Source organism: Phenylobacterium sp., assembly GCF_036563385.1.
GTDB lineage: Bacteria > Pseudomonadota > Alphaproteobacteria > Caulobacterales > Caulobacteraceae > Phenylobacterium.
Genome location: NZ_DATCML010000004.1, coordinates 421,876 through 441,803 on the forward strand (window position 1 = coordinate 421,876; position 19,928 = coordinate 441,803).

Here is a 19,928-nt window from a genome sequence, read left to right on the forward strand (position 1 = left end):
CGCGCGCCTATGTTCCCGGCCATGACCGACACGCTCGACGCCGCCCCCCAGACCCTGGCCGAGATCCCGCGCGAGCCGACGCAGGACGGCCCCAAGGTCCGCCTCTATCTGGTGGACGGCTCGGGCTTCATCTTCCGCGCCTTCCATGCCTTGCCGCCGCTGACCCGCAAGTCGGACGGCCTGCCGGTGGGCGCGGTCTCGGGCTTCTGCAGCATGCTGTGGAAGCTGCTGGTGGACATGAAGTCGTCGGACGACGCGCCCACCCACCTCGCGGTCATCTTCGACCATTCCGAGGAGACCTTCCGCAACAAGCTCTACGACCAGTACAAGGCCCACCGGCCGCCGCCGCCGGAGGACCTGATCCCGCAGTTTCCGCTGGTGCGCGAGGCGACCCGCGCGTTCGGGGTGCCCTGCCTGGAGCTGCCCGGCTACGAGGCCGACGACCTGATCGCCGCCTATGCCTGCAAGGTCCGCGACCTGGGCGGGGAGGTGATGATCATCTCGTCGGACAAGGACCTCATGCAGCTGGTCGGGCCGCAGGTCTTCATGCTCGACACCATGAAGAACGTCCGGATCGGCGTTGAGCAGGTGATCGAGAAATTCGGCGTTCCGCCGGAGAAGGTCGTCGATGTGCAGGCTCTCTGCGGCGATTCGGTGGACAACGTCCCCGGCGCGCCGGGGATCGGGATCAAGACCGCGTCGCAGCTGATCAACGAATACGGCGACCTGGACACGCTCCTATCGCGCGCCGGCGAGATCAAGCAGCCGAAGCGGCGCGAGACCCTCATCCAATACGCCGACCAGATCCGCCTTTCGCGCGAGCTGGTGAAGCTGGACTGCGACACCCCGCTGCCCTGCCCGATCGACGAGCTGGCGGTGGAGGACCCGGAGCCGGCGGTGCTGGCCGAGTTCCTCGAGCGGATGGAATTCCGGACGCTTGCCCGCCGGATCGGCGACGGCAAGGCCGGCGGCCAGGGCCCGGCCACGCCGGCGCCCGAAGTCCGCGCCAAGCCCCGGCCGCAGCATGGCCCGGTGGACGTCAACGCCTACCAGTGCGTCCGCGACGTCGCCACGCTCGAGGCGTGGATCGCCCGCGCGCGCGAGAAGGGCGTCGTCGCCTTCGACACCGAGACCGACGCCCTGTCGGCGACCAGCGCCAACCTCTGCGGCGTCTCGCTGGCCATCGCGCCCGGCGACGCCTGCTACATCCCCGTGGGCCACGAGCACGAGGGCGATGGCGGGCTGGACTTCGAAGCCAAGGAGGACCTGGCGCAGATCCCCTGCGAGCAGGTGATCGCCCATCTGCGGCCGCTGCTGGAGGATCCCGCCGTCCTGAAGGTGGCGCAGAACGGAAAGTACGACCTCGCCGTCCTCAAGCGATACGGGATCGCCGTGGCCCCGATCGAGGACACCATGCTGATCTCCTTCACCCTGGAGGGGGGGCTGCGGAAGAGCCACGGCATGGACGAGCTCTCCAAGGAGTGGCTGGGCCACGAGCCGATCAGCTTCAAGAAGGTGGCCGGCGCCGGCAAGGCGCAGAAGAGCTTCAAGCACGTGAAGCTCGACGAGGCGACCTGCTACGCCGCCGAGGACGCCGACGTCACGCTGCGCCTCTACGAACACCTGCGGCCAAGGCTGACGCACGAGAAGCTGCTCACCGTCTACGAGACCCTGGAGCGGCCCCTGCCCCAGGTGCTGGTCGACATGGAGCTGGAGGGCGTGAAGGTCGATCCCGACCAGCTGCGCCAGCTCTCCAACGACTTCTCCGTGCGCATGAGCGAGCTGGAGGCCGAGGCGCACCGCCTGGCCGGGCGGCCCTTCAACCTGGGCAGCCCGAAGCAGATCGGCGAGATCCTGTTCAAGGAGATGGGCCTGGGCTCGGGCAAGTTCACCGCCACCGGCCAGCTGTCCACCGACGCCTCCATGCTGGAGGACCTGGCGAACCAGGGCCACGAGCTGCCTCGCGTCCTGCTCGACTGGCGTCAGCTGTCGAAGCTGAAGGGCACCTACACCGACGCCCTGGTGGCGGCGATCGACGAGCAGACCGGCCGGGTGCACACGTCCTACTCCCTGGCCGCGGCCACCACCGGCCGCCTGGCCTCCACCGACCCCAACCTGCAGAACATCCCGATCCGCACCGAAGAAGGCCGCAAGATCCGCCGGGCCTTCATCGCCGAGCCGGGCAACGTGCTGATCAGCGCGGACTACTCCCAGATCGAGCTGCGCCTGCTGGCCCACATCGGCGACATCCCGCAGCTGAAGCGGGCCTTCAAGGAAGGGCTCGACATCCACGCCATGACGGCCTCGGAGATGTTCGGGGTTCCCGTGGAGGGGATGCCCGCCGAGACCCGGCGGCGCGCCAAGGCGATCAACTTCGGCATCGTCTACGGCATCTCGGCCTTCGGCCTCTCGAACCAGCTGGGCATCAGCCGCGAGGAGGCCGGGGCCTACATCAAGACCTACTTCGAGCGCTTCCCCGGCATCCGGGCCTACATGGACCGCATGCAGAAGCAGGTCCGCGCCGAGGCCTTCGTCACCACCATCTTCGGCCGCAAGGTCCACATCCCCGCGGCGCGCGGCAAGAGCCAGGCCGAGCGCAGCTTCGCCGACCGCGCCGCCATCAACGCCCCGATCCAGGGCGCGGCCGCCGACGTGATCCGCCGGGCGATGGTGCGCATGCCGGACGCCCTGCGCGAGGCGGGGCTCACGGCCAAGATGCTGCTGCAGGTGCACGACGAACTGGTCTTCGAAGCGCCGGAGGCCGAGGCGGACAAGGTGATCGCCGTGGCCTGCCGCGTGATGGAGACCGCCCACGAGCCGGCGGTGTCGCTCTCGGTGCCGCTGGTGGTGGAGGCCCGCGCCGCGAAGAACTGGGACGACGCCCACTGAGGGTTTGCTTCCCCGCAGGCGCCGGAACTCCAGGGCGTCAGCCGAAGCGGCGGTCGGCTTTCACCTGGATCAGCCGCTGGTCCTCCCCGTCCAGCCGGACGGCGGTCAGCACGCCCGTGGCGTAGCAGCCGGTGTCGATCCCCAGCCGGTGCGGCAGCAGCTGCGGCTCCTCCATGGGCGTGTGTCCGTGGACGATCACCTTCCCGAACGGCCCCTTCTCCTGCAGGAACTCCTGGCGGATCCACAGCAGGTCACGCTCGGCCTGCTGGTCCCAGGCCACGCCCGGCCGCACGCCCGCATGGACGAAGGCGTAGTCGCCCACGTCCACGATCAGCTCCAGGCCGGTATAGAAGGCGCGGTGCGCCTCCGGCAGCGCCTCGTCGAACGCGTCGCGGACCCGCTGCCAGGCCTCGCCGTCGGTGCGGGTCGGCGGCGGCTGAACGCCGTAGGAGACGAGCGTGGCGCCGCCGCCGTGCTCCATCCAGGTGGCGCCGAACGACGGCTCGTCCAGGAACTGCAGCAGGGCTTCCTCGTGGTTGCCCTTCAGCGCCCGCACCTCCAGCCCAGGCGTGTCGCGCATCCTCAGCACGAGATCGACCACGCCACGGGAGTCCGGGCCGCGGTCCACATAGTCCCCCAGGAACACCAGCAGCGCCGGCCCCGCGGGAGGTGCGGCTTCCAGGTCGTCGGCGATGGCGCGGATCAGGGGCTGCAGGGCGTCCAGCCGCCCATGCACGTCACCCACGGCATAGACCCGCCGGCCGCCGGTGCTGGGCGGGGCGCGACGCGGCTTGCTGCGGCCGAACAGGCGGTCGAGGAACAGGGGACGGAACTCTCGGTTGAGCCCGGAGAATAGGCGCACGGGCGCGCCGCTTCAACGCGGCGCAAGCGCTTAGCCGGCGAGCACCATCACCTGCTCGCCGAGGCGCCAGGCCTCCACGCTCTGCAGGCTGTGCTCCGCGATCATACGGCGCATGGCGCCCAGCAGCTCCACCTCGTCCAGGCAGGTGTACGGCTCGAAGCGCGGCGGCTCGCCGTCCTTGTGCAGGTAGAGCTCGTAGGTCTGACGAAGGGCCACCGCTGGGATCCTCTGGCGCGGAAGCGCGCCGCTAGTCGCCGCCAGATAGCACCCGAGGCTGTGGGTTTCGCCTCCGGGTGAATACGGAGGGCAACTCCCGCGGCCCTGCGGCTTTCTTCTCCCGGAGGGCTGACGAAGGAGACGCCGATGGCGAAATCGCGAAAGAAAGTCCCCAAGCGGCTCGCTGGGGTGAAAGTGCCCAAGCCGGTGCGCAAGGGCCTGAAGTCGCTGGCCAAGTCCCAGACCGGCCGCACCCTGATCGCCGAAGCCCTGCTGGCCGCCGGCGCGGCGCTCGCCGCCGTCGAGGCGCAACCCGGCTCCAAGGCCCGCAAGGGCGGCAAGGCCGCAGCCCGCAAGTTGAAGCCCGCCGCCATCGCCGCCACGGCCCTGGCGGCGACCGCTCCAGGCTCGCTTTCGGCCGCCTTCGAACGCGCCACCCGCTCCTTCATCGAGGCGCTGCGCACCGAGCGCAGGCCGCCGGACGCGAGCCCGCCCAACGGCGCGACGCACTAGGGCGGCGCCGTGTGGATCGCGGTGTCGGAAAGGTTCCTGGTGGAGCCGAGGGGAGTCGAACCCCTGACCTCCTCATTGCGAACGAGGCGCTCTACCAACTGAGCTACGGCCCCAGGAAGGCGCGGAATAGCCCTATCGCCGGGGCGCCTGTCAAGCGCCCTCGCCGCGGCGCGGCGCCTTGCCTGCCGCGCAAAGCCGGTTAGAAGCCAGATAGGACAGCGGGACAGGACACGATGGTCGCCATCATCAACTTCATCTTCTTCATCTTGAGCTCGCTCCTCGGCCTGCTGATCTGGGCGATCATCATCAGCGCCGTCCTGTCGTGGCTGGTCGCCTTCGACGTGATCAACCTGCGAAACCGCTTCGTCTACAACGTCACCCGCTTCCTGGACGCGGTGACGGCGCCGGTGCTGCGGCCCTTTCGCCGATTCGTCCCGCCTCTGGGCGGCGTGGACATCAGCCCGATCATCGCCATCCTCGTGCTGACGGGCATCCAGCGCTACCTGCTGCCCGCCGCGCACAACGGCCTCCTCAGCCTCGTGGCCTACTGACGTCTGCGCTTCGCCGTTCCGGCGACGCCGCGGGGCTGACGGGAACACGAGGCGTCTCCCGGGCCTTCCTCCCGCCGAGAGGCAAAGAGGAGACGGCCATGCCCGAAAACCAGAGCCAACCCAACATCGCCGGCAACCCCGCAAATCCCGGGGGCGAGCCCCGCGTCATCCCGCAGCCCGACAGCCCGGAGCCGGACCGTCCCTCGGACACCGAAGCCGCGCACAACTCGGAAGAAGGCGGCGCAGTGCGCGATCCGCGGGCGGACACCGGCGAGTCCGCCGACCAGAACTACGGCAGCCTGGATGGCCACGAATCCAAGGATCCGCGCGGGGACGCCCAGACCGGCGAGCGGCTCGGGGACCGGGGCGCCCGGCTCGGCTAGCGGATTTTTCCGGCCCCCGCCGGAACTTGCTTTTTGACGCGGTGTTCTGAGGGCGTCGCTCAACGACTTGCCTGTCGGACGCGAGTGACGACGACCGGCCCGGCCCACACCCCTGGCATCCCCCGACCATGGTCGGGCCGGTCGCCCCTTCTCTTCAGTAAGGGACCAAGCCGGGGCGCGGAACGCGCCGCCGGCTTTTCTGTTGTCAACCTCGAGACAGCTCGAGGAGGACCCCCATGGCGGATCGGGACGAAGGCGGCCAGGCCGGCCAGGCCCAGGGCGGCGGCTACGAGGCGCCCGGCTACGGCGCGGGTTACGGGCGTGACTTCGGCGGCGGCGGGCGGAACCAGGGCTTCGACGGCAGCCACGGCGAGGGCTACGGCGGCTCCCTGGCGCCGTCGGACTACCGCGAGGGGGTCGGCGGCGACGCCTACGGCGGCGGCATGAGCGGAGCGGACTACGAACGCAGCTTCGGGGCGCGGGGCGAGGACTTCGCCTCCGGCGAATTCGGCGCCGACGACCGCAGCTGGATGGACCGGCGGGCGGACGACGCCGCCGGGGGTTCCGGGCCGCACGGCGGCCGTGGCCCGCGCGGCTGGAGCCGCACCGACCAGCGCATCCACGAAGCCGTTTCGGAGGCCCTGATGGAGGACCGGCTGCTCGACGCCCGCGAGATCGAGGTGCAGGTGGAAGGGGGCGTCGTCACCCTGACGGGGGAGGTCCCCGGCGCGTCCGACCTCCGCCACGCGGAGAATCTGGCCCGCCGCTGCGCCGGCGTCGGAGAGGTCCGCAACCAGCTGGAGGTCTCAGGCCAGCGCCGACCGGACCTGCACCTGCGCGGGTTGGCCGGCGGCGACCAGCCCAACCCCTATCATCCGCCCGGCCAGGACCACGCGGTCACCGCTGACCAGCGCAACGCCCAGCTGGGTGAGGACGACGGCCCGGCGCAGCACTGAGGACTGGCGCGCGGGAAACCGCCGGATCACATTCACCGCATGGCTTCTCGCGCCGACCTCGCCCGCCTGATCGACCAGTCCCGCCGCGCCGTGGTGTTCACCGGCGCCGGGATCTCCACCGAGTCCGGCATCCCGGATTTCCGCTCGCCCGGCGGCGTCTGGAGCAAGATGAAGCCGATCTACTTCCAGGAATTCGTCTCCGACCCCGCCAAGCGCCGGGAAGCCTGGGAGCGCGCGTTCACGGGAAAGGCGGGCTGGACGGGCCGCCAGCCCAACGCCGGTCACTACGCCGTGGCGCGGCTCGTGGCCCGGGGAAAGGCTAGCGCGATAATCACCCAGAATGTCGACAACCTCCACCAGGACAGCGGGGTGCCCGCCGACAAGGTCATCGAGCTCCATGGCAACGCCACCTACGCGACCTGCCTGGAATGCGGTGAGCGGCACGAACTGGAGGACCTCAAGGCCGGGTTCCTGAAGGCGGGGGAGATACCCTACTGCCGCCGCTGCGGCGGCCTGGTGAAGACCGCAACCATCTCCTTCGGCCAGTCCATGCCCGAAGCCCCTATGCTGCGGGCCGAGGAAGAGACGCTCGCCTGCGACCTGTTCTTGGTGCTGGGCTCGTCCCTCGTCGTCTATCCGGCGGCCGGCTTCCCGCAACTCGCCAAGCAGAATGGGGCCGCCCTCGCGATCGTGAACCGCGAGCCCACGCCGATCGACGGCTACGCCGACCTCGTGCTGCATGACGAGATCGGCCCCGCGCTGAGCGAGGCGGTCCCCGCGGACTAAAGGTAGCTCAGCACCCCGCCGGGGTGGCGGCGCTTCACGCCTGCGAACCAGCGGCAGGGAAGGTAGAGGGCGACCACGGCGGCCACCCAGATCAGGTAAGTCCAGGCCAGCGGCAGCCCGAAGCCCTGCAGCGCCTGGCCGTTGCGGAAGATGTCGGACACGCCCCAGGCGGGATAGCCCTGCGCCAGCGCCAGCAGGCTAGACGCGGCGTGCGCCAGGTAGATGTGCGCGATGTAGAAGAAGAAGGGGACGGCCCCGAAGGTCGCCCAGGGCTCCGCCCAGCGCCCTTTCAGCTTCTCCAGCGCCGGCAGCAGGAGCAGGGCCGGACCCAGCGTCATGCAGGCGTAGAGCAGGCTGGGCGGGTACTTGGTCGTCGACAGGAAATCCATCGCCGTCCGCCCCGGCGCGGGCCAGACGCGCCAGCCGTCGGGATCGCCGTAGACCTGGGTGGCGCGCAGCAGCACGAACAGCAGCACCATGCCGCCCCCGAGGCCGAGCAGCAGCACATGCCGACGGCGCTCGGGCTGCAGGAAGGCCGGCCCCAGGCCATAGCCCAGCGCCATGACGCCGATCCAGGGTAGCAGGGGATAGGCGACCAGCCCCCAGAGCTTTCCGGCGATCAGGATCGGCGCCTGCTGGTGCAGGAGAGCCCAGGCAGGCGCTGCGGCGCCCAGGTCCTGGGCCTGCACCCCGTCCAGCAGGTTGTGTCCGAGCAGGATGCCGGCGCCGACCGCCAGCACCACCTTCCAAGGCAGCCAGACCAGCCCCGCCAAGGCCACCATCGACCAGCCGATCGCCCAGATCACCTGCAGGAAGAGGAAGTCCAGCCGCCAATGCCAGCCGAAGCTGATCACCGTCAGCTCCATCAGCACGAGCCACAGGCCGCGAGTCAGCAGGAAGCGCGACAGCTCGAGCCGGGTTTTGCCGCGGGCGAACTGCAGCCATGCCGAAACGCCGGCCAGGAAGACGAACACCGGCGCGCAGAAATGGGTGATCCAGCGCGTGGCGTAGAGCAGCGGATAGGTGCGCTCGAGGTCCAGCGGATCGAAGGCGAGCGCCTGGTCGTGGAAGAAGTCGCGCACGTGATCCAGGACCATGATCACCATGACCAAGCCGCGCAGCAGGTCGATCGAGGCCAGACGCTGGTCAGGAGGCCGACCTGTGGCCATGGCGGCGTCGGCGCTGGACGGAGAAGCGGGCGTCTGCATGCGCGGACCCTAGCCACGGCAGCGCTTCGGACAACCACCGTTCTTCCATTCCGCGCCGGTTTTTTCAGCCGCGATGACCCCGTCGCTGGGCGCCGGATGGGCGCGCCGCGCGTTTTTCGCCCGCAAGCCAGGCCGCCACGTCCGCGCCACGATTGCGGGCCTTAAGCCGCGCTTCCATCACAGGGAGTCCAATCTTGAAGGTCTTCATCGCCGCCCTCGCCCCGCTCGTCCTGCTCGGCGCCTGCAGCAATGGCGGAGGCGAGGCCGCCTCGCCGGCGGGTGACGACCGCTTCGCGGGCCTCGACCAGGAGATCCTCGCCTGGCGCACCGACATCGAGGCGGGCAATCCGGTCTGCAGCAAGAAGGTCGACGGCGCAGGCTGCGAGGGCTTCCAGGTCACCTGCAAGGCGGAGCGGACGATCACGCCGGACGACCAGGCCAAGGGCGTGACCGCCAAGCTGGTCGCCGCCATGACCTTCTCGGGCAAGGGCGCGGAGGGTCGCCCGGGCTCGGCCTTCGCCGAGTTCTCCCGCGCCAACGGCGCGTGGACCCGTAGCGAGACGAGCTCCGTCAACCTGACGACCTGCGCCGGCTGACGGGGCGGGCCTAGGCGCCGCCCAGCCCGGCCGCGATCTCGTCCATGAATGTGGCCAACTTCACGTCCAGTTCGGTCACGCCATCCGCGTCGTGGGTGGCGAGCAGCACCTCCACCCGGTTGTAGACGTTGAACCACTCCGGGTGGTGGTCGAGCTTGTCCGCCATCAGGGCCACGCGCGTCATGAAGCCGAAGGCGGCGTTGAAGTCCTGGAATCGGTAGGTCCGCCGGATCGCGTCGCGGCCGCCGGCCGCGGCCGCCCAGCCCGTGAGGTCTTTCAGCGCCTCGGCGGCGCCGATCCTCGCCGGCCGGCTCACGCCACGGCCTCGGCGTCGAAGTCGAGCCCGGTGAGGGCGGCGAGCTCCGTGAGCGTCTGGTCGACATCGACCACCTTGATGGCCTTCATGCCGAGCTGGGCGGCCGGCTTGCAGTTGATGCCCAGATCGTCGAGGTAGACGCAGGCGGCCGGCTCCACCGACAGCCGCTCGCACATCATCTGGTAGATGCGCGGGTCCGGCTTGCGGACGCCGGCCTTGGAACTCTCGATGATGGCGTCGAAGAGCGGCATCACCTGGGCCATGGCGCCGGCCGTCCGCTGGCGCTCGTCCTGCCCCGGGCTGTGCTCGGAGACCACGTTGTTGGTGATGCAGCCGACCTTGAAGCCCGCGGCCTTGCAGGCCTTCAACGCCGCCACCATCCGGGGCCGCAGCTGCCCCGAAAGCAGCGGCAGGACGTCAGCCCCGCGCACCGGGTGGCCGAGCGCAGTGGACTCCTCCAGGAACAGCGCATCGAAGCGGGCCGTGTCGATCTCGTTGCGCTCGAACAGCGCCCAGGCGTTGTGGTCCGGATTGGTGGCGTTGACCCGCCGGATCAGGTCCTTCGGCAGGCCCTTCTCGGCCTCGTAGCGGTTGAACGCCTCGAACGGCGAGGAGGTGAACACCCCGCCGAAGTCCCAGATCACCGCCTCGATGGCCATGCGCATGCTCCCTGATCGGCGGCGGACGCTAGAGAGGCGGCGGGGCTGGTGCAAGCACGCCGGGCGATCTGCTATCGCAGCGGCATGGCCTGCCCGATCCTTCGTCGCCCGCCCGCGTGAAGCCCTCCGTCGCCCGACTGCCGCGGCCGTTGCGGCTCAGCGTCTACACGGCGGCCGTGGCGGTCCTGCTGTGGCTGTGCCTCGCCCCGACCGACATGCTGCCGCAGCCGGAGAACCTCGGCGACAAGGCCGAGCACGCCATAGCCTGGTTCGTGTTGACCGCGCTTGGTCTCGTCCTGTCGCCGCGCCGCTGGCGGGCCATCGGCGCCTTCGCCTTCGGCCTCGGGCTCGCCATCGAACTGCTGCAGGCCTCATTGGGCTTCGGCCGGCACGGCGACTGGCGTGACCTGGTTGCGGACGCCACGGGCGTCCTGGTAGCGCTGGCCATCTATGCCGTGGTGACGCGGCGGCGGCTCGACCGGGCCTGAGCCGGCCCCTATCGTGGCGCCATGTCGGCCCGCCCCTTCATCTACCTGGCCGCCCCCTGCTTCGGGGGACAGGTGAACCTCTTCTTCATGACCTCGGTGCTGCGCCTGCAGGAGGCCTGCGAGAGCCGCGGGGTCGGCCTGCACGTGGAGCTGCTGCCGAGCGACGCGCTGATCACCCGCGCCCGGAGCCGGCTGGCCGCCAGCTTCCTGGCTCACCCCGAGGCCACCCACCTGCTGTTCGTCGACGCCGACATCGGCTTTGCGCCTGAGAACGTGTTCCGCCTCCTGGACAGCGGGCGCGACGTGGTGGCGGCGGTCTGTCCGCTGAAGCACATCGACTGGGAAAAGGCCCGCGCCGCCGCCAAGGCGGGGGTCGCAGACCTGCAGGCGGCCTCTATTGGCTATGTGGTGCGGTTCATCCCGACCCCCGACCGCTCCGTGGAGGTGCATGACGGCATCGCCAAGGTCGCCTACGGGGGCACCGGCTTCCTGATGATTTCGCGCGGCGCCCTTCAGCGCATCGCAGACGCCCACCCCGAGCTGCGGGCCGTTCTCGACGACGGATCGGAGGCGGTGATGGTCTTCGACACCCTGCTGGAGCCCGAAACCGGGGAGTACCTCTCGGAGGACTACGCCTTCTGCCGGCGTTGGCGCGACCTTGGGGGTGACATCTGGGCCGACGTGGAAGCCAGGCTCACCCATGTGGGCCACGCGGCCTACACGGGCAGCCTGGTGCAGGCGATGCGCCCGGGCTGAGCTATTCCGCGGGCGCGGGGGAAACGCCGCCGGTGAGGGGGTTCGGCGCGGCCCCCATCTCGGCCATCGCTTCCGACCGCCGCTTCAACAGCGCTTCGCGCGTCGCCTGGTAGCTCTGCCGGCTGATCCGATAGCGGCCGTAGCAGGCCGCCGCGATCACGCCGGGGATGGCCGCCAGCACGCCGTCCCAGAGCGCCAGCTTGTGCAGGATGCCGAGCGCCACATCGCCGGGCTGGGCCTTCTCCGGGAAGGCGATCAGCGTGATCACGAAGCCCGCGAGCGCCGTGCCGATCGCCTGGTCGACTTTCGCCGCCAGGGCGCGGGTGGAATAGAGGATGCCCTCCTGGCGCACGCCATGCTTCAGCTCATTCTCGTCGGCGATGTCGGCGAGCGCCGACATGATGCTGATCTGCAGGATGCTGACCGCCGCATAGCCGGCCGTGGCAAAGGCGATCAGGATCGGCAGCAGGAAGGGCGTGTCCGGCCCGAGCACGCCCAGAAGGCCGAGCGTCGTCGGCGTCCCCGGGATGATGGCGTACGCCAGGCACGACCAGATCGCCGTCCGCTTCTTGTCGAACCTGCCGTGCATCTTCGCGGCGAAGAGGAAGGCGGTCACATAGCCCACGAAGCTGCCGATGATGAACAGCCGCATGTCGGAGGACGAGATCTCCCACATGAAGCTGTAGACGTAGAGCCTGAGCCCCTCGCGCAGCCCGAGCATCATCGACAGGAAGAAGTAGCCGGCGAGCAGCCAGACGTAGTTCACGTTGGTCATCGCCTTGGCCACGTCGCCGAAGAATTCTCTCACCGTGAACTTGGGCGTGTCGGCGGCGGGCTTCGGCAGGTAAGGAATGCGATCGCGCGTGAACCAGGCCGAGGCCATGAGGATGGCGATCAGGGCGATCGACATGGCGAGGGCGAAGTCGTTCCAGGGCTCGGGGTTGAGCAGGCCGTTGTGGAACTGCGCCGTCTTGGGGAAGAAGAAGGTCAGCGACACGTAGGACATGCTGGCGCCGCCGACGAAGGTGAAGAAGCTGTTGTAGGCCATCACCTTGGAGCGCTCGAGATAGCTGGACGACAGCTCTCCGCCCAGGGCGAGGTGCGGCGTGTGGTAGAAGGTCATCGCCCAGCGCATGCAGGAGACGCTGACCCCGCACCAGACGGCGAGCGCCAGCTCGGAGAGCCCATCGGGCGGGCTGAACACGGCGAACAGGGCGATCGCGATCGGGACCGGTGCGGCGAACATCCAGGGGTGTCGGCGGCCGAGCTTGGACCGGGTCCGGTCGGACAGCGAGCCGACAACCGGCTCGAGCAGGCCGTCGGCCAGGAGGCTGAGCGAGATCGCGATGCCCACCCAGGCGGCGCTGACCCCCAGCACCTGGTTGTAGAACAGCAGGGCGTAGCTGGAGACCGAGTAGAGCGCGATCATCTCGGCCGCGCTGCCGACGCCGAACGCCAGCTTGGTCTTCAACGGCAGGCGCTCGGCCTCCGCGCTTCCGGCTTGAGCCACGTTGTATCCTCCCTGCGCCGCTCTCAAGGGCGGCGCTTTCCGCAAAGGAAGCGCCCGTCCGGGCGTCGCGTCAATCGAAAGTCGGGTACGGCCCAGGCCCCGGGGATCGATCCGACGCCAGACACATTTATCCCGGCAGAGCTTCGGGGTCGCGGGAACAGGACGAGCGATGGTGCGCGAAACCGCAGAGAGTCAGGGTCGGCCGAGGCGCGAACGCGCCGCCGCGGTGGCGGACGATCTCGGCCAGATCTTCCAGGCGGCGCCATCGTCCGCGCCGCCGCCGCGCGGCCGGGTCCGCGCCGTCCGCGCAGCGGAGCGCGCCCCGAGCCGCGCCGGGCGCTGGGCGCGCTGGGGCGGCCTCGCGGGCGCGGCGCTGCTCGGCGTGGCGGCCGGCGCTGTGATGATGGACCCGCGCGGCCTGGCGCCGGAGACGGGCGGCGCCCGCCTGACCGCTCCCGTCGGTGGTCCTGCGGTCCCGGTCACGGTCGCGGAGGCGCCCCAGGCGCCGGTGGTGCGGGACCTGCCCGCGCCGGTGTTCACTCCCGTGGCCAGCCAGCCGCCGCCCGCCGAGGCGAGCAAGGCCCAGCCCGCGGCGCGCATCGTCAAGGCGAAGGCCAAGGCCAAGGCGAAGGCGGACGACGGGCCCTGCGCTGGGCTGCGTGGCTCGGATCGCGCGCGCTGCGCCTATCCCCAGGTGCTGGACGCCGACCGGCGCCTGCGGCGCGCCTACGCCCAGGCGACCCGCGCCGGGGTCGAGCGCGCCCGCCTGGTCAGCTACCGCAACCGGTGGGACAGACTGCGCCATCGCGCCGACGACCAGCCGGCTCGCGTGATCGCAGCCTATGGCGACATGGCGCGCGACCTCAGCCGCCTGGCCCGCGACGCGCGCTCGTGAGCCGCGGCGCCACCGAGGGCGAGCTGATCTACGCCCTGGGCGACATCCACGGCTGCTACGACCAGCTGAAGGCCCTGCTCGCCCGGATCGCCGCCGACTACGCGGTGCGCGCCCGCGGCCGGCGCCCGATCCTGGTGTTCCTCGGCGACTACGTGGATCGCGGCCCCGCCTCCGACCGGGTCATCGACGCCCTCATCTGGCTGAAGCGCCGGCCCGACCTGGAGGTGCGGCTGCTGAAGGGCAACCACGAACAGGCCCTGCTCGCCTTCCTCGCGCGGCCGGAAGAGGGCGCCGGCTGGCTCCGGTTCGGCGGCGCCGAGACGCTGGCCTCGTATGGCGTCGCGCCGCCGCAGGACGCAGCCGGCTACGGCCGGGCGCGCGACGAGTTGATGGAGCGGATGCCGGCCTCGCACCTGTGGCTGCTGCAGGAGCTGGAGGTGATGCTGACCGTCGGCGACTACGCCTTTGTCCATGCCGGCGTGCGTCCGGGCGTGCCCCTGGCGGAGCAGGCGGAGGAGGACGTGCTCTGGATCCGCCAGCCGTTCCTGGAGGCGCCGGGACCACACGACAAGGTGATCGTCCACGGCCACACCTGGCGCGACGAACGACCCCAGCTGCACGCCCACCGGATCGGGATCGACACCGGCGTCTACGCCACAGGGGTGCTCACCGCGGTCTGCCTGGACGGCGAGGCGCGTGAGATCCTGCAGGCGGGCCGTCTCGCCACGACGGCGAGCTAGTCGTTCTTGAAGTAACCGCCCCAGTCCGGTTCGCCGCGCAGCCGGCGCATGACCCGCAGCATCCGAGGCCGCGTCAGCACGAAGGCGGCCCAGGCGCCGGTGAGCGCCAGCGTCACGAGCCAGTTGCGGAAGGCCAGCCCCGAGACGGCGAAGAGGAGCACGGTGGTGGCCGCACAGAACAGGATGGCGCGGAGGTCGCGTGCACGCATGAGATCAACCCGTGTGGTCCGAACTGTCCGCCCTCGTGGCCTCAACGGTCGAGCCGCGACCCCGTTGCAGGGCATTTCACCGAGCGGCCGCGGGATCGCCCGAGCGGCGGGAGCGTTGCTAGGGCGCGAGGGGCGCCGCGTCGGGCGGCGCGCCGGATTCCACCAAGGACCGGAAGATGAGCCAGGACCCAAACTCCGACGACAACGGCCTGCTGCACGGCGTCGACGAGCCGGGCGGCCCGGAAGCCGCCTATCAGGCCAAGGACCCGCACGACAGCGACGGAACGGATGGGGGCGACAGTGACGGCACCGACGGGTCTGACAGCGACGGAAGCGACGGCTCCGATTCCGACGGAACGGACGGCGGCGACACGGACGGAGCCGACGGCGACGGGACCGACGGCACGGACGGGGACGCCGCCTGAGGCGGTCTCCCCTACCCTCTCCGACCTAATCGGACCGGAGAGGGCGCGGACCTTCCTCTCGACCAGCTTCGGCCGGGACGCCTGGCGCACCCACCTGGGGCGCGAGGCGGCCGCGCGGCTGTTCGGTTGGCCGATCCTCAACCAGGCGCTGGCCGAACATCGCCTGACCCCGCCTCGGCTGCGGCTGGAGCGGGGCGGCGACGTGACGAAGGGGCTGTTCCGCGCGCGGCGCACCCGGCGCGGCGAGACCATGCAGGACCTCGACGCCGCGGTGCTCACCGAGCGGTTGCGCGAAGGGGCGACCCTGATCCTCGATGCCGCCAACGAGCTCAGCCCGCCGCTGCAGCAGCTCTGCGCCGGGCTGGCGGCGGACTTCGCCTGCTCGTCCCAGGCCAACCTCTACGCCTGCTGGGGAACCAGCCAGGGGTTCGACGTCCACTGGGACGACCACGACGTGCTGATCGTGCAGGTGGAGGGCCGCAAGCACTGGCGGCTCTATGGCGCGACACGGGCCTGGCCTAGCCGCAAAGACGATCCCGCCGATCACCCGCGGCCCGCCGAGCCGATCGAGGAGCTGGTGCTGGAGCGGGGCGACCTGCTCTACCTGCCGCGCGGCTACTGGCACGCTGCGGTCGGGCTGGGAGAGCCCACCCTGCACCTGACGATCGGTCTGACCCGCAAGACCGGGGCGGACTTCCTCCACTGGCTGGCCGACCACCTGCTGAGCGAGGCGCAGGTGCGCGCCGACCTGCCGTTCGAGCACGGAGACGCGGTGTTGGGCGCCCACCTCTCGGGCCTGCTGGCGCGCGCCGCGTCGCTGGATCCCGAGGCGCTGGGCCGGTCCTATCGCCGGCACGTGGAGGCCGGGCAGGCGCAGCGGCCGAAGCTGTCCTTTCCCTACGTTGGCCGCGCCGACGAGGCCTATCCCGCGGACGCCGCCTTCGCCCTGGCCGATGGGGCGGCGCGCGTCACGACGCGGGACGGCGAGGCGGTGCTGAGCTGGCGGGGCGTCGAATTCCGGCTGGCGGGCAGCCTGGAGACGCCGCTGCGCGACCTGGCCCACGGCCAGGTCCTGACGGTGAGCCAGATCGAGGCCGCTCTGCCGGCGGCGGACCGGCCGAAGCTGCCGGCTCTGCTGCGTGAGCTTGTCGCCCGGGGCGTGCTGGTGACGCGGAACGGGGCCCCGCCGTGAGCTTCTGCTCGCGCGCCGACCTCGCCTCGGGGGCGCCGGCCGCCGGCACCGGCGTGCGGGCCCAGGCCTATGTCTTCCTGCCCGTGGCCAAGAAGCTGTGGCGCGCCCAGGAGATGAACACCGGCTGGGCGTCTACCGAGGAACTCGCCGCGGTCGCGGCGGCCCGCCGCGGCGGAGTGGTCACCCGGCTCTACAATCCGCCGAAGGCGCGGGCGCCGCACGACCACACCATCCTAGTGCATGCAGCACCGGGGCCGGTCGCCCCGGGGCTCGCGCCCCTGCTGGACGCGTTCCGCGGGCGCTGGAGGGTCGAGGCCGAACCCCGGCCGCGCCTGGCGATCTGCACCCATGGCACCCGCGACCGCTGCTGCGCCAAGTGGGGCTTCGCCGCCTATTCCGCCGCACTGAAACTGTTCCAGGCCGGCCGGTCGCCGTTCGAGCCTCTGGAGTGCTCGCACCTGGGCGGCGACCGCTTCGCAGCCACCGGCATCTTCTTTCCGAGCGGCAGCATGTACGCCCACCTGGACAGCCTTGACCTGGCCTCCCTTACGGAACGCGAGGCGGCCGGCCGGATCGATCCGGCCCACTACCGCGGGCGCGTCTTCGAATCGCCGCTGGCCCAGGTGGTCCGCGCGGGGCTAGCGCGCGATGGCCTGCTGGACGCAGCGACCGCCCCCCTGCGCCTCCACCGCGACCCACCGGACGCATCGCAGGTCGCCGTCACCACGCCCGAGGGCCGCCGCTTCGAGGTCGCCCTTCGGCAGATGGAGCTCAGCTTCTTCGCCAGTTGCGAGAAGCTGGAGGGTCATAAGCCCGCGGCCGGTCGGCGGCTGGTCTACGCCGGGGCGCGGGCGCTGGACACCGCCGGCTAGCCGGGCGCTGCGCCGCAGCGCTGGGCTCGGCCCGCTCGCCTCGGATGCATCGATGGACCGCCTCACCATCATCGTCGCCGCCCTGTGCCTCGCCGCCGCCGACACCGCGGCCGCCTGCTCCCGCGGCCACCCGGACGAGCTGATGACCATCGAGCCCGGCTGGCGCGAGGCGTTCGCCGACCGGTTTGCGAGCGCCGAGGCCGTTTATCTGGTGACGGTGCGGCCCGCCGCGCCCTTGGCTGACGGCGAGCTGCCGATCGCCTGCGACCAGCACCCGACGATCCAGCCGCCCCTGCCACGTCGGGCCGGGCAGCGGGAGAGGGCGGCCTACGCCGCCGCCGAACGGGACCGAGACGCCGCTCGCCGCGCGTGCCGGGCGGAACAGGCGCAGGTTACGGTGGTGGAGACGCTGAAGGGCGTGTCACGGACCGGCTGGACGGAGGACTTCGCCCTGGTCGATGTCATCGACGCCGCGCCGACGGAGCCGGTCGAGCAGCGCGACAGCGGCCCCGCCTACGGCGCCGCCGTAGGCAACATGTCGATACTCTTCTGCGACGGCTGGACCTCCGCCCGCCGCATGAGCCGCCACGCGGCCTATCTGGTGTTCACCGGCTGGCGGCAGCAGGGCGACGGGCCGCGCCTCCCGTACCTGCGGGACGCCTTCTGGGCCGACCCTGCCGCCCCGTTCCTGGAGGAGGCCCGCCGGCTCGCGGCCCCGGCCGCAAAGCCCTGAAGCGGACGTACCGCTGGCGCACCCGACACGATTCGAACGTGTGACCTTTGCCTTCGGAGGGCAACGCTCTATCCAGCTGAGCTACGGGTGCGTTTCAGCGGGTCCGGTTCTCTAGCCGAAAGCCTCGCGCGCCGCAAACGCCTCCTCAGATTTCAGCGCGGCAATTATCAGAAGACAGGGTACGGCTAGCTTGCGCCCCGAAGCCGCCCGCCCGAGGCGGCCGCCTGTCTGGGGGAAACACATGGTCATCTGGTCCCGTCCCGTGCGCCTGAGCGCCGGCCTGGCGGCGTCGGTCGCCGCGGCGCTCGCCGCAGGTTTCGCGCTCGCCCAGCAGGGCCATGCGGACGCCGCCCAGGCCGACCATCCCGGCAAGGCGGTCTACGACCAGTTCTGCGCCGGCTGCCACAACGCGCCGGAGGCCGGCAGCCGCGCCGCGCCGGTGGCGTCGCTGCGCCGGATGAGCGCCCAGACGCTGACCACCGTGCTGACGGCCGGCGTGATGAAGCCGATCGGCGACCAGCTGACCCGGGAGCAGCTGCGCGCGGTGGTGACCTACCTGGCCCCCGCCGAGGCGCCGGTCGGCACCGCCTGGCTCGACCAGAACATGTGCCCCGCCGAGCGGCGCACGGTGGACCTCAAGCCCCGGCCGGCGCAGGTCGGCTTCGGCGTGGATCTCGAGAACACCCGCCGGATGAGCGCCGCCCAGGCGGGCCTCACCACCAGGGACCTCGCCAACCTGGAAGTGGCCTGGACCTTCGCCATGCCGCGGACGTCGGGCCTGCGCGGCCAGGGCGTGGTGGTCGGGAATACCCTCTTCTATCCCGCGGGACAGGCGAACCACATCCTGGCGCTGGACACCCAGACCGGCTGCGTGAAGTGGGCCACGCCGACACCGTCCCAGGTGCGCAACAGCTTGGCGTACGGCCAGCTCGGCAAGGGCGGGCCCATGGGTCTGGTGGGCGGGGACGCCGCCGGCAATCTGGTGGCCTTCGACGCCAAGACGGGCAAGCTGCTGTGGCGGGCCGACCCGCGGCACGACAAGACCGCGCCGCTCTCCGGCTCGCCGCTGATCCACGAGGGCCGGATCATCGTCCCGATCTCCGGCAGCGACGTGGGCGCAGCGATGCGCCCGGCCTACGAGTGCTGCAAGGGCCACGGCGCGGTGGCCGCAGTCGACGCCGCGAACGGCAAGGTCCTGTGGACCTGGCACACCATGGAGGACGCCAAGCCGCTCGGCCGCAAGAACTCTCAAGGGGCCGCGGCCTACGGCCCCTCCGGCGCGCCGGTCTGGTCATCCCCGGCCGTGGACGTGAGGCGCGGCGTGGTCTTCGCTTCCACGGGCGAGAACACCTCCCCGCCCGCCACTGGGACCAGCGACGCCATCGTGTCCATCGACCTGAAGTCGGGTCGCCAGAACTGGGTGTTCCAGGCGCTGGCGAACGACGTCTGGAACATGTCCTGTCCCACCGGCTCGCCGACGCCGTCGAACGGCCGGCCGCTGGGCGCCAACTGCTACTTCGCCGCTGAAGGCAGCGTGCTGCGCGACCACGACTTCGGCGCCGGCCCGGTGGTCTTCCGCGGCAAGGGCGGCAAGGACGTGATCCTCGGCGGCCAGAAGTCGGGTGACGTCTGGGCGCTCGACCCGGCCACGGGCAAGGTGCTGTGGCGCCAGACCTTCGGCCAGGGCACGGCGCTGGGCGGCGTCCACTGGGGCATCGCCACCGACGGCGTGCGGGTGTTCGCCCCGATCAGCGACCCCAACGTGCCGAAGGACAAGTCGGCGGCCGGGATGCACGCGGTGGACGTGCGCACCGGCAAGGTGGCCTGGCAGTGGCGCGCGGCGCCGGACTGCACGGGCGCGCGGGCGAAGATCGCCATCTGCGGCAACCGTTACGGCCTCTCGGCGGCTCCGCTGGTCATCGACGGCGCGGTGGTGGCCGGCTCGCTCGACGGCCGGGTCTGGGTGTTCGACGCCGCCACCGGCAGGGTGCTCGCCATGCACGACACGATCGCCACCGCCTACAAGCCGGTGAACGGCGTCGCCGGCCAGGGGGGCTCGATCGATGCGGCGGGGCTTTTTGCCGGCGACGGTCTGCTGTTCGTCAACTCGGGCTACGGCTCGTTCGGCCAGGCGGCGGGCAACGTCCTGGTCGCCTACCGGCCGAAGAAGTAG

Annotated in this window: 23 protein-coding genes and 2 tRNA genes; 16 read left to right on the forward strand and 9 right to left on the reverse strand. The window is 71.1% G+C overall.

Going from position 1 to position 19,928, the window contains the following annotated elements; all coding sequences use genetic code 11:
- The first annotated feature begins 21 nt into the window (after positions 1-21).
- The gene (gene polA, locus VIL67_RS02900) at positions 22-2,889 is read left to right on the forward strand and encodes a DNA polymerase I (protein ID WP_332047337.1); all 2,868 of its coding nucleotides are present in this window, start codon (positions 22-24) and stop codon (positions 2,887-2,889) included.
- A 37-nt stretch (positions 2,890-2,926) separates the two neighbouring features.
- Here the strand turns inward: polA and VIL67_RS02905 are convergent, their stop codons facing one another.
- Together VIL67_RS02905 and VIL67_RS02910 are read right to left on the reverse strand one after the other, a co-directional pair.
- Positions 2,927-3,751, reverse strand: coding sequence for a metallophosphoesterase family protein (locus tag VIL67_RS02905; protein ID WP_332047338.1), 825 nt, complete (start codon positions 3,749-3,751; stop codon positions 2,927-2,929).
- A gap of 30 nt (positions 3,752-3,781) precedes the next feature.
- Positions 3,782-3,967, reverse strand: coding sequence for a hypothetical protein (locus tag VIL67_RS02910; RefSeq protein WP_332047339.1), 186 nt, complete (start codon positions 3,965-3,967; stop codon positions 3,782-3,784).
- 147 nt (positions 3,968-4,114) lie between these two features.
- Here VIL67_RS02910 and VIL67_RS02915 point away from each other — a divergent pair, with 147 nt between their 5' ends.
- Positions 4,115-4,480, forward strand: a complete 366-nt coding sequence (locus VIL67_RS02915; RefSeq protein ID WP_332047340.1) for a hypothetical protein — start codon at positions 4,115-4,117, stop codon at positions 4,478-4,480.
- Positions 4,481-4,517: 37 nt separating this feature from the next.
- Here the strand turns inward: VIL67_RS02915 and VIL67_RS02920 are convergent.
- Positions 4,518-4,593: transfer RNA gene (locus VIL67_RS02920), tRNA-Ala, on the reverse strand.
- A 120-nt stretch (positions 4,594-4,713) separates the two neighbouring features.
- Here VIL67_RS02920 and VIL67_RS02925 point away from each other — a divergent pair.
- The 4 genes from VIL67_RS02925 to VIL67_RS02940 all read left to right on the forward strand — a co-directional run bounded on the left by VIL67_RS02925 (position 4,714) and on the right by VIL67_RS02940 (position 7,156).
- Positions 4,714-5,031: a YggT family protein gene (locus VIL67_RS02925; protein ID WP_332047341.1), complete on the forward strand. Its 318-nt coding sequence runs from the start codon at positions 4,714-4,716 to the stop codon at positions 5,029-5,031.
- A gap of 98 nt (positions 5,032-5,129) precedes the next feature.
- Positions 5,130-5,414 carry a hypothetical protein gene (locus VIL67_RS02930; RefSeq protein WP_332047342.1) on the forward strand — a complete coding sequence of 95 codons (285 nt, stop codon included), beginning with the start codon at positions 5,130-5,132 and terminating at the stop codon, positions 5,412-5,414.
- A gap of 236 nt (positions 5,415-5,650) precedes the next feature.
- Entirely contained in the window at positions 5,651-6,370 is a 720-nt protein-coding gene (locus VIL67_RS02935; protein ID WP_332047343.1) for a BON domain-containing protein, read from the forward strand.
- A gap of 39 nt (positions 6,371-6,409) precedes the next feature.
- Positions 6,410-7,156 carry an SIR2 family NAD-dependent protein deacylase gene (locus tag VIL67_RS02940; RefSeq protein ID WP_332047344.1) on the forward strand — a complete coding sequence of 249 codons (747 nt, stop codon included), beginning with the start codon at positions 6,410-6,412 and terminating at the stop codon, positions 7,154-7,156.
- Here the strand turns inward: VIL67_RS02940 and VIL67_RS02945 are convergent.
- Entirely contained in the window at positions 7,153-8,364 is a 1,212-nt protein-coding gene (locus VIL67_RS02945) for an acetyltransferase domain-containing protein (protein WP_332047345.1), read from the reverse strand. The genes VIL67_RS02940 and VIL67_RS02945 overlap by 4 nt on opposite strands.
- 194 nt (positions 8,365-8,558) lie before the next feature.
- Between VIL67_RS02945 and VIL67_RS02950 the strand changes: the two genes are divergently transcribed.
- Positions 8,559-8,960 carry a hypothetical protein gene (locus VIL67_RS02950; RefSeq protein WP_332047346.1) on the forward strand — a complete coding sequence of 134 codons (402 nt, stop codon included), beginning with the start codon at positions 8,559-8,561 and terminating at the stop codon, positions 8,958-8,960.
- Positions 8,961-8,970: 10 nt separating this feature from the next.
- On the opposite strand, the gene VIL67_RS02955 is transcribed toward VIL67_RS02950, so the two are convergent.
- Together VIL67_RS02955 and VIL67_RS02960 are read right to left on the reverse strand one after the other, a co-directional pair.
- The gene (locus tag VIL67_RS02955) at positions 8,971-9,276 is read right to left on the reverse strand and encodes a 4a-hydroxytetrahydrobiopterin dehydratase (protein WP_332047347.1); all 306 of its coding nucleotides are present in this window, start codon (positions 9,274-9,276) and stop codon (positions 8,971-8,973) included.
- Positions 9,273-9,935 carry an HAD-IA family hydrolase gene (locus VIL67_RS02960; RefSeq protein WP_332047348.1) on the reverse strand — a complete coding sequence of 221 codons (663 nt, stop codon included), beginning with the start codon at positions 9,933-9,935 and terminating at the stop codon, positions 9,273-9,275. Before VIL67_RS02960 ends, VIL67_RS02955 begins: the two co-directional genes overlap by 4 nt.
- A gap of 116 nt (positions 9,936-10,051) precedes the next feature.
- Here VIL67_RS02960 and VIL67_RS02965 point away from each other — a divergent pair, with 116 nt between their 5' ends.
- Both VIL67_RS02965 and VIL67_RS02970 read left to right on the forward strand, forming a co-directional pair.
- On the forward strand, positions 10,052-10,423 hold the full coding sequence (locus VIL67_RS02965) for a VanZ family protein (RefSeq protein ID WP_332047349.1): 372 nt from the start codon (positions 10,052-10,054) through the stop codon (positions 10,421-10,423).
- A 21-nt stretch (positions 10,424-10,444) separates the two neighbouring features.
- Positions 10,445-11,179 (forward strand): hypothetical protein, encoded by a 735-nt coding sequence (locus VIL67_RS02970; protein ID WP_332047350.1) that lies wholly within the window; start codon positions 10,445-10,447, stop codon positions 11,177-11,179.
- Between the two features lies 1 nt (position 11,180).
- Here VIL67_RS02970 and VIL67_RS02975 read toward each other — a convergent pair whose 3' ends face one another.
- Positions 11,181-12,689: an MFS transporter gene (locus tag VIL67_RS02975; RefSeq protein ID WP_332047351.1), complete on the reverse strand. Its 1,509-nt coding sequence runs from the start codon at positions 12,687-12,689 to the stop codon at positions 11,181-11,183.
- A 169-nt stretch (positions 12,690-12,858) separates the two neighbouring features.
- On the opposite strand from VIL67_RS02975, the gene VIL67_RS02980 reads away from it, so the two are divergent.
- Both VIL67_RS02980 and VIL67_RS02985 read left to right on the forward strand, forming a co-directional pair.
- Positions 12,859-13,584, forward strand: coding sequence for a hypothetical protein (locus tag VIL67_RS02980; protein ID WP_332047352.1), 726 nt, complete (start codon positions 12,859-12,861; stop codon positions 13,582-13,584).
- Positions 13,581-14,324 carry a metallophosphoesterase family protein gene (locus VIL67_RS02985; protein ID WP_332047353.1) on the forward strand — a complete coding sequence of 248 codons (744 nt, stop codon included), beginning with the start codon at positions 13,581-13,583 and terminating at the stop codon, positions 14,322-14,324. The genes VIL67_RS02980 and VIL67_RS02985 overlap by 4 nt, the downstream gene beginning before the upstream one ends.
- Here the strand turns inward: VIL67_RS02985 and VIL67_RS02990 are convergent.
- Entirely contained in the window at positions 14,321-14,533 is a 213-nt protein-coding gene (locus VIL67_RS02990) for a hypothetical protein (RefSeq protein ID WP_332047354.1), read from the reverse strand. The genes VIL67_RS02985 and VIL67_RS02990 overlap by 4 nt on opposite strands.
- 176 nt (positions 14,534-14,709) lie before the next feature.
- Between VIL67_RS02990 and VIL67_RS02995 the strand changes: the two genes are divergently transcribed.
- The 4 genes from VIL67_RS02995 (at position 14,710) to VIL67_RS03010 (ending at position 17,755) form a co-directional block, all read left to right on the forward strand.
- On the forward strand, positions 14,710-14,958 hold the full coding sequence (locus tag VIL67_RS02995; RefSeq protein ID WP_332047355.1) for a hypothetical protein: 249 nt from the start codon (positions 14,710-14,712) through the stop codon (positions 14,956-14,958).
- Positions 14,959-15,160: 202 nt separating this feature from the next.
- Positions 15,161-16,150, forward strand: coding sequence for a cupin domain-containing protein (locus VIL67_RS03000; RefSeq protein ID WP_332047356.1), 990 nt, complete (start codon positions 15,161-15,163; stop codon positions 16,148-16,150).
- Positions 16,147-17,022 carry a sucrase ferredoxin gene (locus VIL67_RS03005; RefSeq protein ID WP_332047357.1) on the forward strand — a complete coding sequence of 292 codons (876 nt, stop codon included), beginning with the start codon at positions 16,147-16,149 and terminating at the stop codon, positions 17,020-17,022. The genes VIL67_RS03000 and VIL67_RS03005 overlap by 4 nt, the downstream gene beginning before the upstream one ends.
- 52 nt (positions 17,023-17,074) lie before the next feature.
- On the forward strand, positions 17,075-17,755 hold the full coding sequence (locus VIL67_RS03010; protein WP_332047358.1) for a hypothetical protein: 681 nt from the start codon (positions 17,075-17,077) through the stop codon (positions 17,753-17,755).
- A 14-nt stretch (positions 17,756-17,769) separates the two neighbouring features.
- Here VIL67_RS03010 and VIL67_RS03015 read toward each other — a convergent pair.
- Positions 17,770-17,846 (reverse strand) — tRNA-Arg (locus tag VIL67_RS03015).
- A gap of 150 nt (positions 17,847-17,996) precedes the next feature.
- Here VIL67_RS03015 and VIL67_RS03020 point away from each other — a divergent pair.
- Entirely contained in the window at positions 17,997-19,928 is a 1,932-nt protein-coding gene (locus VIL67_RS03020; RefSeq protein ID WP_332047359.1) for an outer membrane protein assembly factor BamB family protein, read from the forward strand.